Annotated in this window: 15 protein-coding genes; 14 read left to right on the top strand and 1 reads right to left on the bottom strand. The window is 70.2% G+C overall.

Annotated elements, in window-relative coordinates:
• Window positions 1–24: 24 nt before the first annotated feature.
• From ileS to ASG74_RS01115, 4 genes are all read left to right on the top strand, one after another.
• Window positions 25–3369 (top strand): isoleucine--tRNA ligase, encoded by a 3345-nt coding sequence (ileS, locus tag ASG74_RS01130; RefSeq protein ID WP_056138099.1) that lies wholly within the window; start codon window positions 25–27, stop codon window positions 3367–3369.
• A 146-nt stretch (window positions 3370–3515) separates the two neighbouring features.
• On the top strand, window positions 3516–4016 hold the full coding sequence (locus tag ASG74_RS01125) for a helix-turn-helix transcriptional regulator (protein WP_056139518.1): 501 nt from the start codon (window positions 3516–3518) through the stop codon (window positions 4014–4016).
• The gene (locus ASG74_RS01120) at window positions 4013–4456 is read left to right on the top strand and encodes a VOC family protein (protein ID WP_056138097.1); all 444 of its coding nucleotides are present in this window, start codon (window positions 4013–4015) and stop codon (window positions 4454–4456) included. The genes ASG74_RS01125 and ASG74_RS01120 overlap by 4 nt, the downstream gene beginning before the upstream one ends.
• A 51-nt stretch (window positions 4457–4507) precedes the next feature.
• Window positions 4508–5899: a bifunctional folylpolyglutamate synthase/dihydrofolate synthase gene (locus ASG74_RS01115; protein ID WP_056138095.1), complete on the top strand. Its 1392-nt coding sequence runs from the start codon at window positions 4508–4510 to the stop codon at window positions 5897–5899.
• 76 nt (window positions 5900–5975) lie between these two features.
• On the opposite strand, the gene ASG74_RS01110 is transcribed toward ASG74_RS01115, so the two are convergent.
• A complete protein-coding gene (locus ASG74_RS01110; protein WP_235498756.1) occupies window positions 5976–6557 on the bottom strand; it encodes a cation transporter in 582 nt (193 codons plus the stop codon).
• A gap of 108 nt (window positions 6558–6665) precedes the next feature.
• Here ASG74_RS01110 and ASG74_RS01105 point away from each other — a divergent pair, with 108 nt between their 5' ends.
• The 10 genes from ASG74_RS01105 (at window position 6666) to lpdA (ending at window position 14465) form a co-directional block, all read left to right on the top strand.
• A complete protein-coding gene (locus ASG74_RS01105; RefSeq protein WP_056138093.1) occupies window positions 6666–6935 on the top strand; it encodes a hypothetical protein in 270 nt (89 codons plus the stop codon).
• Window positions 6932–7327: a DUF4233 domain-containing protein gene (locus ASG74_RS01100; protein ID WP_056138092.1), complete on the top strand. Its 396-nt coding sequence runs from the start codon at window positions 6932–6934 to the stop codon at window positions 7325–7327. The genes ASG74_RS01105 and ASG74_RS01100 overlap by 4 nt, the downstream gene beginning before the upstream one ends.
• A 10-nt stretch (window positions 7328–7337) precedes the next feature.
• A complete protein-coding gene (gene ndk, locus ASG74_RS01095) occupies window positions 7338–7760 on the top strand; it encodes a nucleoside-diphosphate kinase (protein WP_056138090.1) in 423 nt (140 codons plus the stop codon).
• Between the two features lie 131 nt (window positions 7761–7891).
• Window positions 7892–8923 (top strand): rod shape-determining protein, encoded by a 1032-nt coding sequence (locus tag ASG74_RS01090; protein WP_056138088.1) that lies wholly within the window; start codon window positions 7892–7894, stop codon window positions 8921–8923.
• The gene (gene mreC, locus ASG74_RS01085; protein ID WP_056138086.1) at window positions 8920–9759 is read left to right on the top strand and encodes a rod shape-determining protein MreC; all 840 of its coding nucleotides are present in this window, start codon (window positions 8920–8922) and stop codon (window positions 9757–9759) included. Before ASG74_RS01090 ends, mreC begins: the two co-directional genes overlap by 4 nt.
• Window positions 9756–10244, top strand: a complete 489-nt coding sequence (gene mreD / locus ASG74_RS01080) for a rod shape-determining protein MreD (protein ID WP_156465237.1) — start codon at window positions 9756–9758, stop codon at window positions 10242–10244. The genes mreC and mreD overlap by 4 nt, the downstream gene beginning before the upstream one ends.
• Window positions 10241–12259 (top strand): penicillin-binding protein 2, encoded by a 2019-nt coding sequence (mrdA, locus tag ASG74_RS01075; RefSeq protein ID WP_056138082.1) that lies wholly within the window; start codon window positions 10241–10243, stop codon window positions 12257–12259. Before mreD ends, mrdA begins: the two co-directional genes overlap by 4 nt.
• A 128-nt stretch (window positions 12260–12387) precedes the next feature.
• The gene (locus ASG74_RS01070) at window positions 12388–12603 is read left to right on the top strand and encodes a type II toxin-antitoxin system VapB family antitoxin (RefSeq protein WP_156465236.1); all 216 of its coding nucleotides are present in this window, start codon (window positions 12388–12390) and stop codon (window positions 12601–12603) included.
• On the top strand, window positions 12600–13013 hold the full coding sequence (gene vapC, locus ASG74_RS01065; RefSeq protein WP_056138077.1) for a type II toxin-antitoxin system VapC family toxin: 414 nt from the start codon (window positions 12600–12602) through the stop codon (window positions 13011–13013). Before ASG74_RS01070 ends, vapC begins: the two co-directional genes overlap by 4 nt.
• A 54-nt stretch (window positions 13014–13067) precedes the next feature.
• Complete coding sequence (lpdA, locus tag ASG74_RS01060) at window positions 13068–14465, top strand: dihydrolipoyl dehydrogenase (protein WP_056138070.1); 1398 nt, start codon at window positions 13068–13070, stop codon at window positions 14463–14465.
• Window positions 14466–14533: the final 68 nt, after the last annotated feature.

Here is a 14533-nt window from a genome sequence, read left to right as displayed (position 1 = left end):
ACGACCGCAGGAGCCACGACCGCCATGACCTACCCGAAGGTCCCTTCCAGCCACCCCGGCGCTGCCCTCGGCGTGCCCTCGAGCCCGCGCTTCCCCGAGATCGAGGAGCGCATCCTCGCGTACTGGGAGCGCGACGACACCTTCCGGGCCTCCGTCGAGCAGCGGGACGCCGGGACGGATGGCGAGAACGAGTTCGTCTTCTACGACGGGCCGCCGTTCGCCAACGGACTGCCGCACTACGGCCACCTGCTCACGGGCTACGTCAAGGACCTCGTGCCGCGCTTCCAGACGATGCGTGGTCGTCGGGTCGAGCGCCGCTTCGGCTGGGACACCCACGGACTGCCCGCCGAGCTCGAGGCGATGAGCCAGCTCGGCATCAAGACCAAGGACGAGATCCTCGAGCTGGGCATCGAGAAGTTCAACGACGCCTGTCGCTCCTCGGTCCTCAAGTACACCGACGAGTGGCGTGACTACGTCACCCGCCAGGCGCGCTGGGTCGACTTCGACAACGACTACAAGACCCTCAACCCGACGTTCATGGAGTCGGTGATCTGGGCGTTCAAGGGGTTGCACGACAAGGGCCTGGTCTACGAGGGCTTCCGCGTGCTGCCCTACTGCTGGAACGACCAGACGCCGCTGTCCAACCATGAGCTGCGCATGGACGACGAGGTCTACAAGATGCGCCAGGACCCTGCGGTGACGGTGGGTTACCTGCTCGACTCCACGGGCGAGGACGCGGTGCTCGACGGGGCGCACCTCCTCGTGTGGACGACGACTCCCTGGACCCTGCCGAGCAACTTGGCCGCGATGGTCGGGTCGCAGATCGACTACGTCGTGGTCGAGGCCGCCGTGCCGGGACGTGAGGACGGGACGACGGCTCGGTTCGTGCTCGCCGAGGCCCGGCTGGGTGAGTACAAGCGTGAGCTGGGCGAGGAACCTCGCGTACTGGGGCGCTACACGGGTGCCGAGCTCGTGGGTCGCACCTACACGCCGCCGTTCTCCTACTACGAGGGCCACGAGAACGCCTTCCGCATCGTCGCGGCCGACGACGCCGTGACAACCACCGACGGCACCGGCGTGGTGCACACCGCTGGCGCCTTCGGCGAGATCGACAAGGAGGTCACCGACCGCGAGGGCATCGAGCCGGTCATGCCGGTCGGCGCCGACGGCGCCTTCACCTTCCCCGTCGGGGAGTACGAAGGCATGCTCGTGTTCGACGCGAACGCACCGATCATCGACCACCTGCGCGCGGCGACCCGCGGCTCGGGTGAGACCGGGTCGGTGACGCCCGGCACCGTGCTGCTGCGCCGCGAGACCTACGACCACTCCTACCCGCACTGCTGGCGCTGCCGCGAGCCCCTCATCTACAAGGGTGTCTCCTCGTGGTTCGTCGAGGTGTCGAAGTTCAAGGACCGCATGGTCGAGCTCAACGGGCAGATCGAGTGGATGCCCGAGCACGTCAAGGACGGGCAGTTCGGGCGCTGGCTCGAGAACGCCCGCGACTGGTCGATCACGCGAAACCGGTTCTGGGGCAGCCCTGTTCCCGTCTGGCAGTCCGACGACCCGGCCCACCCGCGCACCGACGTCTACGGCTCCTTCGAGGAGATCGAGCGCGACTTCGGGCGCCTGCCGCTCAATGCCGCGGGCGAGCCGGACCTGCACCGACCCTTCATCGACTCGTTGACCCGGCCCAACCCCGACGACCCGACGGGCACGTCGACGATGCGGCGGGTCGAGGACGTCCTCGACGTGTGGTTCGACTCCGGGTCCATGCCCTATGCGCAGGTCCACTACCCGTTCGAGAACGCCGACTGGTTCGAGCACCACTTCCCGGGCGACTTCATCGTCGAGTACATCGGACAGACCCGCGGCTGGTTCTACACGATGCACGTCCTGTCGACGGCGCTCTTCGACCGGCCGGCCTTCACGTCGGTGATCTGCCACGGCATCGTCCTCGGCAGTGACGGGCAGAAGATGAGCAAGTCGCTGCGCAACTATCCCGACGTCTCCGAGGTCTTCAACCGCGACGGCGCCGACGCCATGCGCTGGTTCCTCATGAGCTCGCCGATCCTGCGTGGTGGCAACCTCATCGTCACCGAGGAGGGCATCCGCGAGGGCGTGCGCCAGGTGCTCATCCCGCTCTGGAACAGCTGGTACTTCTTCACGCTCTACGCCAACGCGTTCGGCTCCGGTGGCGCGGGTGGTGCCGGTGGGCAGGGGTATGCCGCGTCGTCATCGACCGCGTCGACCACACCTCTCGACCGCTACCTGCTCGCCAAGCTGCGCCAGCTCGTCGAGACGACGACGGCGCAGCTCGACGCGCTCGACGTGGCCGGCGCGTGTGACTCGGTGCGCTCGTTCGTCGACGTGCTGACCAACTGGTACATCCGTCGCTCGCGAGAGCGGTTCTGGGACACCGGTTCTGACGAGGGCGCGGCTGACACCAAGGCGGCGTTCGACACGCTCTACACGACGTTGGAGGTGCTGACGCGGGTCACCGCTCCGTTGCTCCCGCTGGTCTCCGAGGAGATCTGGCGCGGACTGACGGGGGAGCGGTCGGTGCACCTCACCGACTGGCCGTCCGTCGACGAGCTCCCGGCCGACGACGACCTCGTCGCGGGCATGGACCGGGCCCGCACCATCTGCTCGGTGGCCTCGTCGTTGCGCAAGAGCGAGAAGCTGCGGGTGCGCCTTCCGCTGCGGGACCTCACGGTCGTCGTGCCGGATGCCGCCTCGCTCACGGACTTCGCGGCGATCATCGCCGACGAGGTCAACGTGCGCCAGGTCTCGCTGCTCGACCTCGAGTCGGCTGGTGACAGCGACTTCGGCGTGACGCAGAAGCTCACGGTCAACGCACGCGCCGCCGGCCCCCGTCTGGGGCGTGAGGTGCAGACCGCGATCAAGGGCTCGAAGTCCGGCGACTGGTCCGTGGGTGAGGACGGGACCGTGACCAGTGGAGGTCTCGAGCTCGTCGAGGGTGAGTACTCCCTCGAGACCGTCGTCGAGGGAGGCGCGAACTCCTCACGTGCGACCGCGGTGCTGCCCGGGGGTGGCTTCGTCGTGCTCGACACGGAGGTCACTCCCGAGCTGGCGGCCGAGGGCCTGGCGCGCGACGTCATCCGCGCCGTGCAGCAGGCCCGCCGCGAGGCCGGGCTCGACGTGAGCGACCGGATCTCGCTGACCGTCACTGGGTCCCAGGCGCTGTGGGAGGCCACCGTCGCCCACCAAGCGCTCATCGTCGAGGAGACCCTGGCCACGCAGTTCGGCTCGGCTCCCCAGCTCGAGGCGCTGTCCCTGGGTGAGGGCACGACCGAGGCCGATCTCAGCGACGGCGAGTCCGTGCGGATCGCGGTCAAGAAGCTCGCCTGACCGGTCCTGCACCCACCTCGTGCCCGGGTGGGACACGCACACGCAGGCCCTCGGCCGACGGAGTGTGTCCCATCCGGGTGCAGGAGCCGGGACGGGGTGGACCACATCTGCCGCGTCATGCGCTGACGCCCTTCTAGGCTGGCGTGGTGCCCGAGCCCACCCGTCGCGTCCCCGGTGACGCCCTCGTCCACCTGCGCCGGGCCCGGGACCACGTCGACCGCAACTTCACGGAGGAGCTCGACCTCGAGGAGCTCTCGGCGATCGCCCGGATGAGCAAGTTCCACTTCCTGCGCTCGTTCGGCAAGGTCTACGGGCTCACCCCGCTGGCCTACCTGGGCGAGCGACGGGTTGAACGGGCGCAGGACCTGCTGCGCACGAGCAACCTCACCGTCACCGAGGTGTGCCACGCGGTCGGCTACACGAGCCTCGGCTCCTTCAGTGCTCGCTTCCGCGAGCTCGTGGGCGAGACTCCCAGCGCCTTCCAGGCCCGGTATGCCGTGCGTGGAGCTCCGCGGATCCCGGGCTGCTGGGTCTTCATGGCCGGCCTCGTCGAGAGGCGAGCCGGCGCGTGGAGGGGGGCGGACGGCATACCGAGCAATCCGGGAGAAGCAGCGCAGGGGCGTGGGGACCTAGCGTCGGGTCCATGATCACCAACGTCAGTCTCGTGTCCGTCTGGGTGAAGGATCTCGACGAGTCCCTCGCCTTCTACACCGACGTCCTCGGCTTTGCTGCCGGCGACGACATCATGCTCGGGGAGGACTTCCGGTGGGTCACCGTCACCCACCCCTCGCAGCCCGAGCTGCAGCTCCACCTGACCACTCCGAGCAAGCCACTCTCGGACGACCTGATCTCTGCGATGCAGCGCGCCCAGCTCGACGGTGGCATGCCCGGGCTCGGACTGCAGGTCGACGACTGCCGCGCGACGGTGGACGACCTCAGGGCGAAGGGGGTCGAGTTCCTCCAGGAGCCGTTGGACCGGCCCTACGGCGTCGAGGCCGTGATGCGCGACAACTCCGGCAACTGGATGGTGCTCGTCGAGCCGCGCGAGTTCACCCCGCAGGACTTCGAGGGCGTCACGTTCGACTGACGTCCACCTCGGGCGTCAGGCGGCCGGTGCCGAGGCTGCGAGAATGGGGCCATGGCACCGGCACCTGACTCCTCCCAGCGCGAGGCTGCGCGCACCCTCGAGATCCTGCAGCGACTGCGCGAGGTCGAGGAGTCGATCCTGGCCCGCGCGCCCGAGCACGACCTCGAGCCGTCGCTGGACCGCATCCGAGCGGTCATGGAGCTCGCCGGCGACCCCCAGCGCACCTACCCCGTCATCCACATCACCGGGACCAACGGCAAGACGACGACGGCGCGCGTCGTCGAGTCCATCCTGCGCGAGATGGGGCTGACCACAGGGCGGTTCACCTCCCCGCACCTGCACACTCTCCTCGAGCGGATCGCCATCGGCGGCCGTCCCATCGAGGCCGAGAAGTTCCTGCGCGCCTACGACGAGGTGCTTCCCCTCATCGAGCTGGTCGATGCCCGGTCGGCCGAGGACGGCGAGCCGCGCATGACCTACTTCGAGGTGCTCGTCGCCGTCGCCTACGCGGCGTTCGCCGACGCCCCCGTCGACGTGGCGGTCATCGAGGTCGGCATGGGGGGCAGCTGGGACGCCACCAACGTCGCCGACGGTGTCGTCTCCGTCATCACGCCCATCGCCCTCGACCACCAGCACTTCCTGGGCAACACCGTCGGTGCGATCGCGCTCGAGAAGTCGGGCATCATCAAGGCCGATGGCATCGCGATCTCGGCGCAGCAGGACGACCCCGCCGTCACGGCCATCCTCGCGGAGCGTTCCGAGGAGGTCGGCGCGCAGCTCGCCGTCGAAGGCGAGCAGTTCGGGCTGGAGGGTGCCGAGGTCGCCGTCGGTGGCCAGGCGCTGACCGTCCGCGGTCTGGCAGCGACCTACCCCGACCTGTTCCTCCCGTTCCACGGGGTCCACATGGCGCAGAACGCCACGTTGGCCGTCGCTGCGGTCGAGGCCTTCCTCGGCGGGGGTGAGCAGGAGCTGGACATCGAGGTCCTCAGGGCCGGCCTCGCGGCGGCGACCTCACCCGGTCGCCTCGAGGTCGTGCGTCGCAGCCCCACCGTCCTCGTCGACGCCGCCCACAACCCCGCTGGCGCCACCGCACTGCGCGACGGTCTCCAGCAGGCCTTCACCTTCACCAAGCTCGTCGGCGTCGTGGCGATCCTCAAGGACAAGGACGCCTCCGAGATGCTCGAGATCCTCGAGCCGGTGCTCGACGAGGTCATCGTCACCCGCACGACCTCACCGCGGGCCATGCGCCCCAACGACCTGGGCGAGCTCGCCAAGGGCATCTTCGGAGAGGCGCGGGTCACCGTGGTCGACGACCTCCCCGACGCCCTCGACCGTGCGGCAGGCATCGCCGACGAGAGCGGCGTCGGCGGGGGAGTCCTCGCGACGGGTTCCGTGATCACGGCCGCCGAGGTGCGCCTGCTCCTCGGCGTCACCGACGGCTGACCCCCTCTCCCCTCCCCCGACAGCGCACTGCCACCGGGGGCATCTCTGCGCCGGTCGCGCGACCGGCGCGCAAACGTCAGTCGAGGGGTTCGCCGGCCAGGGCCTTGGCGGCGAGGTGCTCCTCGCTCGCGACCTCCCACACCTCTGCCGCGGCGTGGATTCCCAGTGCCACGATGCCCAGGCCGAGGACGATGTCGGGCCACCCCGAGTCCGTCAGGACCGTGACCCCACCCATGGCGATGATCGCGACATTGACCAGGACGTCGTTGCGCGCCGACAGGTAGGCCGCCCGGGAGAGGCTCCCGCCTTCGTGCCGGAAGCGCACGAGCAGCCAGGCGCACAGGCCGTTGACGAGAGCCGCCGAGCCGGCGGTGAGCACCAGCCACGTGGCCTCAGGCGGAGCGGGGTCACCCCACTTCGACACCGCCTGCCACACCGCCGCGGCAGCCGGCACGAGCAGGATCCCGGCCATGACCTTGCCCGCGATGGCCCGGTGGCGCGCCCCCCAGCCCAGGGCGATCGCGATGAGCAGGTTGATCGACGTGTCCTCGAGGAAGTCGACGCTGTCGGCGAAGAGGGCGACGGACCCGATCGCGAGCGCGACGGCTGCCTCCACCCAGAACCAGGCGAAGTTGAGGCCAGCGACAACGAGGACCACGCGGCGCAGGCGCGCGGGCTCGACGGCGGGTGGCGGGGCAGGAGAAGGCGCAGGGGGGTGGACGGGCACCCGTCCATCCAACCAGCGCACCCGGCATACCCTCGTCCCATGCACCCGCTCACGAAACTGGTCGTCATCATCGCCGTCGCGGCCCTGGTGTTCTGGCTGGTGACGAAGCTGCGCGCGAGCACCCGCGGGGACAAGATCAGCTTCCGGCCGGTGGAGGACCTGCCGCCCGAGACCCAGCAGCACATCGACCTCGCGCTGGCCAAGGGCAAGAAGGTCACCGCGATCAAGCTCTACCGCCAGGCCACCAAGGCGCCGCTCGAGGCTGCCAAGGCCGCGATCGACGTGCGCGAGTGGAAGCGTGGGGCATGAGCCGCCTGCCACTGACCGGGGTGCTCGGCAAGTTCACCTGGCGGATGCTCGCCGTGGTGCTCGGCAGCCAGACCATCGTCATCCTGCTCGGAGCGCTCCTTGCGCGCGGTACGGCCATGGCCGCGGGTGCTGACAACGGACACACACTGCTCTGGGCCGGTGTCGCCCTGGCCGTGCTCGCGTTCGTCGCTGCGGGCCTCCTGCGCGGACCCTTCGGTCTCCCGCTGGGGTGGCTCGTCCAGCTGCTCACCTGGCTCAGTGCCCTCGTCGTCCCCGCCATGATCGGTGTGGGCCTGGTCTTCACCGGGCTCTGGGTCCTCTGCCTCGTCAAGGGGCAGGAGGTCGACGCGATGATGGCGGCCCGCGAGCAGGGCGCCGGGGCTGCTCGCTAGGCTGGCCCGCGTGACTCTCGAACGCTCGCTCGTCCTCGTCAAGCCTGACGGCTACGCCCGCGGTCTGTCCGGGGAGGTGCTGCGCCGGATCGAAGCCAAGGGCTACACCCTCGCCGCCCTCTCGGTGACCTCGCCGACCCGCGACATGCTCGCGGCGCACTACGCCGAGCACGAGGGGAAGCCGTTCTACGAGCCGCTCCTCGAGTTCATGTCGTCCGGTCCCGTGACCGCCGCGGTCATCGAGGGCCAGGGCTGCATCCCGGGGTTCCGCTCGCTCGCCGGTGCGACCAACCCGACCGAGGCGGCGCCGGGAAGCATCCGCGGAGACCTGGGGCGCGACTGGGGCGAGAAGGTCCAGAAGAACATCGTCCACGGATCCGACTCGGCCGAGTCCGCCGAGCGCGAGATCGGCATCTGGTTCCCCGAGCTCTGACCGGCTCCACGCATCCGGTATGCCGGCCGCCCACCTGGGCGGCCGGCATACCTGCGTTCGTGGGCCGATGCGAGAGGCAACGGGCGTGTTGGGCCACGTGGCACTGCAGCCGCGCACGTAGCATCACAGGCGTGGCTGGACTGGATCGGTGGGTGCGTGCGAGGGACCTCGCGATCGACCTCGGGACGGCCAACACCGTCATCTACGAGCGTGGTCGTGGCATCGTCCTGGACGAGCCGTCGGTCGTCGCCGTGCGCACCGGCACCTCGCAGCTCCTCGCGGCCGGGCACCGGGCCAAGGAGATGCTCGGACGCACCCCGGACTCGGTGAGCGCCGTCCGTCCCCTGAAGGACGGGGTCATCTCGGACGCCGACGTGACCGAGCGGATGCTGCGCTGGTTCGTCGACCAGGTGGCGCCCTCGCGCATCTTCCGGCCCCGGATCGTCGTCTGCGTCCCCAGCGACATCACCAGCGTCGAACGCCGAGCCCTCGAGGACTCGACCCTGCGAGCAGGCGCACGACGGGTGCACGTCATCGAGGAGCCCATGGCGGCCGCGATCGGAGCCGGCCTGCCCATCGAGGAGACCAACGCCTCGATGGTCGTCGACCTCGGTGGTGGCACGACCAACGTGGCCGTGATCAGCCTCGGCGGGATCGTCACCTCCCGCTCGATCCGCACCGGTGGCGACGAGGTCGACGAGGCGATCATCGCCCACGTGAAGTCCGAGTACTCGCTGCTGCTGGGGGAGCGCAGCGCCGAGCAGATCAAGGTCGCGGTGGGGTCGGCCTTCCCGCTGCGCCAGGAGCTCAGCGAGCGGGTGCGCGGTCGTGACCTGGTCACCGGGCTGCCCAAGACCGTGTCGATCTCCTCGGTCGAGGTCCGCCGCGCCATCGAGGCCCCTGTGCTCCAGATGGTCGAGCTGGCACGCGCCGTGCTCGACGTGTGTCCTCCCGAGCTCGCCGGCGACGTCCTCGACCGCGGCATCACTCTCACCGGTGGCGGCGCGCTCCTGCGTGGTCTGTCCGAGCGGATGCACCACGAGCTGGGCGTCCCCGTGGTGGTGGCCGACGACCCGCTGCAGGCGGTGGCGCGGGGGGCCGGCCGGTGCGTCGAGGAGTTCGACACCCTCCACCGGGTCCTCGTCGACAACCGTCGGCCGTGAGGGGCGACGCGTCGGACCGCCGCCGCGCTCGGCTCGTCCTGCTTGCGGTGCTCGTCACGGTGGCGCTGGTGCTCGTCGACGTCGTGGGCGGTCCCGGACCGGGGGTGCTGCGTCGCGGTGCAGCAACGGTGCTCGGCCCGCTCGAGCGCGTCCTGGCACCGGCCGGTCAGCAGGACCGGGAGGCGCTGCAGCGCTCGAACGACCGCCTCGCGAGCCAGCTGCGTGAGGCCCGGCTCGCCGGAGCCGACGCCACCGCACTGTCCGCCCTGCTGTCCTCGCCCACCACGGCTGGCGCGCGCGTCGTGCCCGCCCGCGTCGTCGGTGTTGGGGCACCCGGTCCACAGGGCATCGTCCGCATCACCATCGACGTCGGCAGCCGCGACGGAGTCAGTGCCGACCGGACCGTGGTCTCCAGTGAGGGGCTGGTCGGGCGGGTCGCGTCGGTGGCCCCCTGGACCAGCGACGTCCTCGTCGTCGGAGGACCTGACGTGGTGGTCGGGGTGCGCGTCGGCGCCACTGGGACCCTCGCGACGGTCGGGGGACCGGCCGCGGCCGGCACCGAGCGCGAGGCGGGGGAGCCGGCGCTCAGCCTGGTCGAGACCGGGGCCCTGCGGGTCGGCGACGAGGTGCGCACCCTGGGCAGCGTCGACGGCCGCCCGTTCCTGCCCGGTGTCCTGGTCGGCAGCGTGAGCGCCGTCGAGCCGCAGCACGGCCGCCTCGCGCCCTCGGGGACCGTCCGCCCCGCGGTGGACGCCGGGTCCCTGTCGGTCGTGGGGGTGCTGCTCACCGCGCCGCGCTCCACGCCCCGGGCGGCAGCAACCGGTGGCGCGCGATGACGCCGTCCGGAGTGGCTCTGCGGGCGGCCCTGCTTCTCGTCGGTGCGGTCCTCGCGGTGACGCTCAGCGCGCGCCACCTCGCACCGCTGCCCGACCTCGTCCTCGTCGTCGTGGCCTCCGCCGCGCTGCGCTCGGGGCCGCGGGTCGGCCTCGTCGCCGGACTCGTCGGTGGCTGGCTCCTCGACCTCCTGCCCCCCGGTTCGGCCGTGCTCGGGACCCAGGCCCTGCTGTATGCCGGGTGCGGACTTCTCGTCGGCCTTGCCCGCCGCCCGGGCCAGGTCTCGCTGGTGTGGGTCGTCCTCGTCATCGCGGGAGTGGGGTCTGGGCTCGAGGTGGCCCGGGCCCTGCTCGCGCTCGCGGACGGGGTGCCGGTGGACGTCGTGTCCTCGCTGGGCCGGGTGCTGGCGACGGCGACGGCGAGCGTGGTGCTCGTGCCCCTCGTCGGCCTCGTGGAGCGCCACGCGGAGCAGCGGAGGTTCGCGTGAGCTCGATCGGCCTGCGACCCCGCGACGGGTCGGCCCACCAGGGGCGGTTCCTGTCGGTCGCGCTCGTCGTCGGGCTGCTCTTCGTCACGCTCTTCGGCCGGCTGGGGCAGGTGCAGCTGACGCAGCACGCCGACTACACGGCGGCGGCGGCGCAGCTCAACACGCGTGAGATCGTCGTGCCCGCGGTGCGCGGTCGCATCCTGGACCGGAGTGGGAGGCCGTTGGCGGACAACACGTCCACCACCGTCGTCACCCTCGAGAGGCGCGCGGTTGCCGACAGCGATGACGGCGCGCGGGCGCTGCTCACGCGCGTGGCCAAGACGCTGAAGCGTCCCGTGGACGAGCTCCTGGCCAGGACTCACCTGTGCGGTGAGGCGGGTGCCTCGCCGGCGCCCTCCTGCTGGGCCGGCTCGCCCCAGGTGCCCATCCCCGTCGCGAGCGGGGTCGACCCCAAGCGTGCCCTGAGCCTCGTCGAGCGGCCGGACCTCTATCCCGGCATCGCGGTCGAGGCGGTGCCGGTGCGGCGCTATCCCGCCCCGCACGGGGTCAACGCTGCCCACCTCCTCGGATACCTCGGTCGGGCCACCGACAAGGAGGTCTCGGCTCCGGACAGCGTCGTCACGGCTGACGACCTCGTGGGACGAGCCGGCCTAGAGCAGCAGTACGACACCGTCCTTCGTGGCACCCCGGGACGCACGGTCGTCTCGGTCGACCCACGTGGTCTCGTCACCGGCGTGGTCTCCCGGGTCGACCCGGTGGCGGGGCGCGACCTCGTCACGAGCATCGACTCCTCGGTCCAGGTGGCAGCGGAGAAGGCACTCGCCCGTCAGCTGGCTGCGGCCCGCAAGCGTGGGCTCCCGGCCGACTCCGGTGGTGCGGTCGTCCTCGACGTCAGGACCGGGCAGGTCGTGGCCTCGGCGAGCGCCCCGACCTACGACCCCAACGTCTGGACGGGTGGGATTTCCGGCAAGGAGTACGCCGCCCTCACCGCAGCCTCTGCCGGCACTCCTCTGGTCTCGCGCGTCACCGCGTCGGCGATGTCACCGGCGTCGACGATGAAGGCGCTGAGCGTTCCGGCCGCCGTGGCTGCCGGCAACTCACTGACCGGGACCTACGAGTGCGGGTCGAGCTACCGCATCGGCAACCGGGACTTCCGCAACTTCGAGTCGCGTGGCTACGGGCCGATCACCTTCCACCGGGCACTGGAGATCTCGTGCGACACCGTCTTCTACGACGTCGCCTACCGGTCCTGGCTGGCCCTCGGCGGACTTCAGGGTGCCGACGCCAAGGACCCCTTCATCACCACGGCGCGCGACTTCGGCCTCGGCAGGCGCACCGGGATCGACCTGCCCGGGGAGAGTGCGGGTCGCATCCCTGACCGCACGTGGAAGCGAGCCGTCTGGAACGAGACCAAGGCGGAGACGTGCACGAGGGCGAAGTCCGGCTACCCGGAGGTGGCCAAGGACGATCCGTCGCGGGCGGCATACCTCACGTCGTTGGCCAAGGAGAACTGCGTCAGCGGGGCCCAGTTCCGCGCCGGTGACGCGGCGAACTTCGCGATCGGCCAGGGTGACGTCGCGACGACACCGCTGCAGATGGGGGTCGCCTATGCCGCCATCGCCAACGGTGGGGTGGTGCGCACGCCGCGCATCGGGGTCCGGACCGTCGACCCCGTGTCCGGTGCGGCACAGGCCCTTCCGGCCGGTCCCACGCACCGGGCCACCCTCCCCAAGGACGTGGCGGCCTACGTGCAGGACGCGCTGCGTGCGGTCGTCGTGTCGGGAACCGGTGCCCAACCATTCTCGGGCATGGCCGCCGACTGGCCGGTGTCCGGCAAGTCCGGGACGGCCGAGGTCTTCGGTCGCTCGGACACCTCGTGGTTCGAGTCCTATGCCCCGTCCACGAAGCCGCGCTACGTCGTGTCGGTCGCGGTGAGCCAGGGTGGTCACGGCAGCGAGACCGCGGCTCCGATCGCGCGTGCGATCCACGAGGCCCTGCGCCGGCTGCCCCGCTGACCCCACCAGCAACTTGTTGCCCGTTGGGAGAGTTGCTCGCTTCGCATCGCAACTCTCCCAACGGGCAATAAGTCGAGCAATGGGGTACGAGGGTCGGGCTATACACCATGAGTGTGTATGGTGAGTGCATGACCAGGACCAACATCGACATCGATGACGAGCTCATTGCCGAGGTGATCAGGAAGTACGACCTCGCCTCCAAGCGCGAGGCCGTAGACCTCGCCCTGCGCAAGGCGGCTGGGTCGCCGATCACCCCTGAGCTCGTCTGGAGCCTCAAGGGTGTCGGCTGGGAGGGCGACCTCGACGAGCTGCGGGGGGCGGAGCCGTCGTCGACGACCGGGTGACCGAGCTCCTCGACACGTCCGTGTGGATCGAGTTCCTGCGGGGGACCGACTCCGTGGCGTGCGACTACGTCCAGTCCCGTCTCCTGGCCGACCCGGCGAGTGTTGCCGTCACGGAGGTCGTCGCGATGGAGCTGCTGGCCGGCCCCACTGACGAGCGAGCCGCGGCGCAGATCGGTCAGCTGGTCGACAGCCTGCCTCTTCTTCGCATCGCCCCGGCCCTTGACTTTCACGCGGCGGCAGCCCTGCACCGAAGTGCACGGCGACGCGGTCGCACGGTGCGCAGGCTGAACGACTGCCTCATTGCCGCCGTGGCGATCCGCGTGGGGGCGACGGTTGTCCACCGCGACGCGGACTTCGAGCTTCTCGCGTCCGTCTCCGACCTGAGGACGCGCTCCCTGATCGACCCGTAGCGGTGTGACGGGACAGCGCGACGGTGGTGGGCGGCATACAACTAGGCTTGCGGCATGGCTGATTTCGATGTTGTCGTCCTCGGTGCCGGTCCTGGTGGGTATGTCGCGGCGATCCGCGCCTCCCAGCTGGGACTCAAGGCAGCTGTCGTGGAGTCCAAGTACTGGGGTGGCGTCTGCCTCAACGTCGGGTGCATCCCGTCCAAGGCGCTGATCAAGAACGCCGAGCTGGCGCACACGCTCCAGCACGACAAGGCGAAGTTCGGCATCGAGGGCGACGCGACGATGTCCTACGGCCCGACCTTCAAGCGCTCGCGCCAGGTGTCGTCCGGGATCGTCAAGGGCGTCCACTTCCTCATGAAGAAGAACAAGATCGAGGAGATCGACGGCTGGGGCACGCTCACGAGCCCCACCTCGATGGAGGTCGCGCTCAACTCGGGGGAAAAGCGCACCGTCACGTTCGACAAGCTCATCATCGCCGCCGGGGCCGTCACCCGCATGCTCCCCGGCGTCAAGGTGTCGCAGAACGTCGTCACCTACGAGGAGCAGATCCTCGACGAGAACCTCCCCGGTTCGATCGTCATCGCTGGCTCCGGCGCGATCGGCGTCGAGTTCGCCTACGTCATGAAGAACTTCGGTGTTGACGTGACGATCGTCGAGTTCCTCGACCGCATGGTGCCGACCGAGGACGCCGACGTGTCCAAGGAGCTGCTCAAGCACTACAAGAAGCTCGGGGTCAAGGTCCTGCTCTCCACCAAGGTGGAGGGCGTCGAGGACACCGGCTCGGGGGTCAAGGTCACGGTGTCTCCGGCTGCTGGTGGCGACAGCCAGGTCCTCGAGGCGGACAAGTTCCTCTCCGCCATCGGCTTCGCGCCGCGCACCGAGGGCTACGGGCTCGACGCGATCGGGGTCACGCTCACCGACCGGGGCGCCATCGAGATCGACGACTTCTGCCGCACCAACGTCGAGAACGTCTATGCGATCGGTGACTGCACCGCCAAGCTGATGCTCGCCCACGTCGCCGAGGCCCAGGGCATCGTCGCCGCCGAGACCATGGCCGGCGCCGAGACCATGCCGGTCGAGTACGACTTCGTCCCGCGAGCGACCTACTGCCACCCGCAGATCGGGTCGTTCGGCTACTCCGAGGCGCAGGCCAAGGAGAAGGGCTACGACGTCAAGACGTCGCAGTTCCCGTTCAGCGCCAACGGCAAGGCCATGGGTCTGGGCGACGCGGTCGGCTTCGTCAAGATCGTGGCCGACGCCAAGCACAACGAGATCCTCGGAGCCCACATGATCGGCCCGGACGTCACCGAGCTTCTCCCCGTCCTCACCCTGGCGCAGAAGTGGGACCTGACCGCGGACGAGGTGGCTCGCAACGTCTTCGCGCACCCGACGCTGTCGGAGTCCGTCAAGGAAGCGATCGAGGGCATCGCCGGCCACATGATCAACCTCTGAGCACCAGCGGCGCAGCGCCGCAGTGCCTTCCGGTATGCCGTCCGCGAGACTTTCGCGGGCGGCATACC

The organism is Knoellia sp. Soil729, assembly GCF_001427985.1.
Lineage (GTDB): Bacteria > Actinomycetota > Actinomycetes > Actinomycetales > Dermatophilaceae > Knoellia.
The sequence above is the reverse complement of the archived record's forward strand: the minus strand, read 5'-3'. Positions and strand labels throughout refer to the sequence as shown.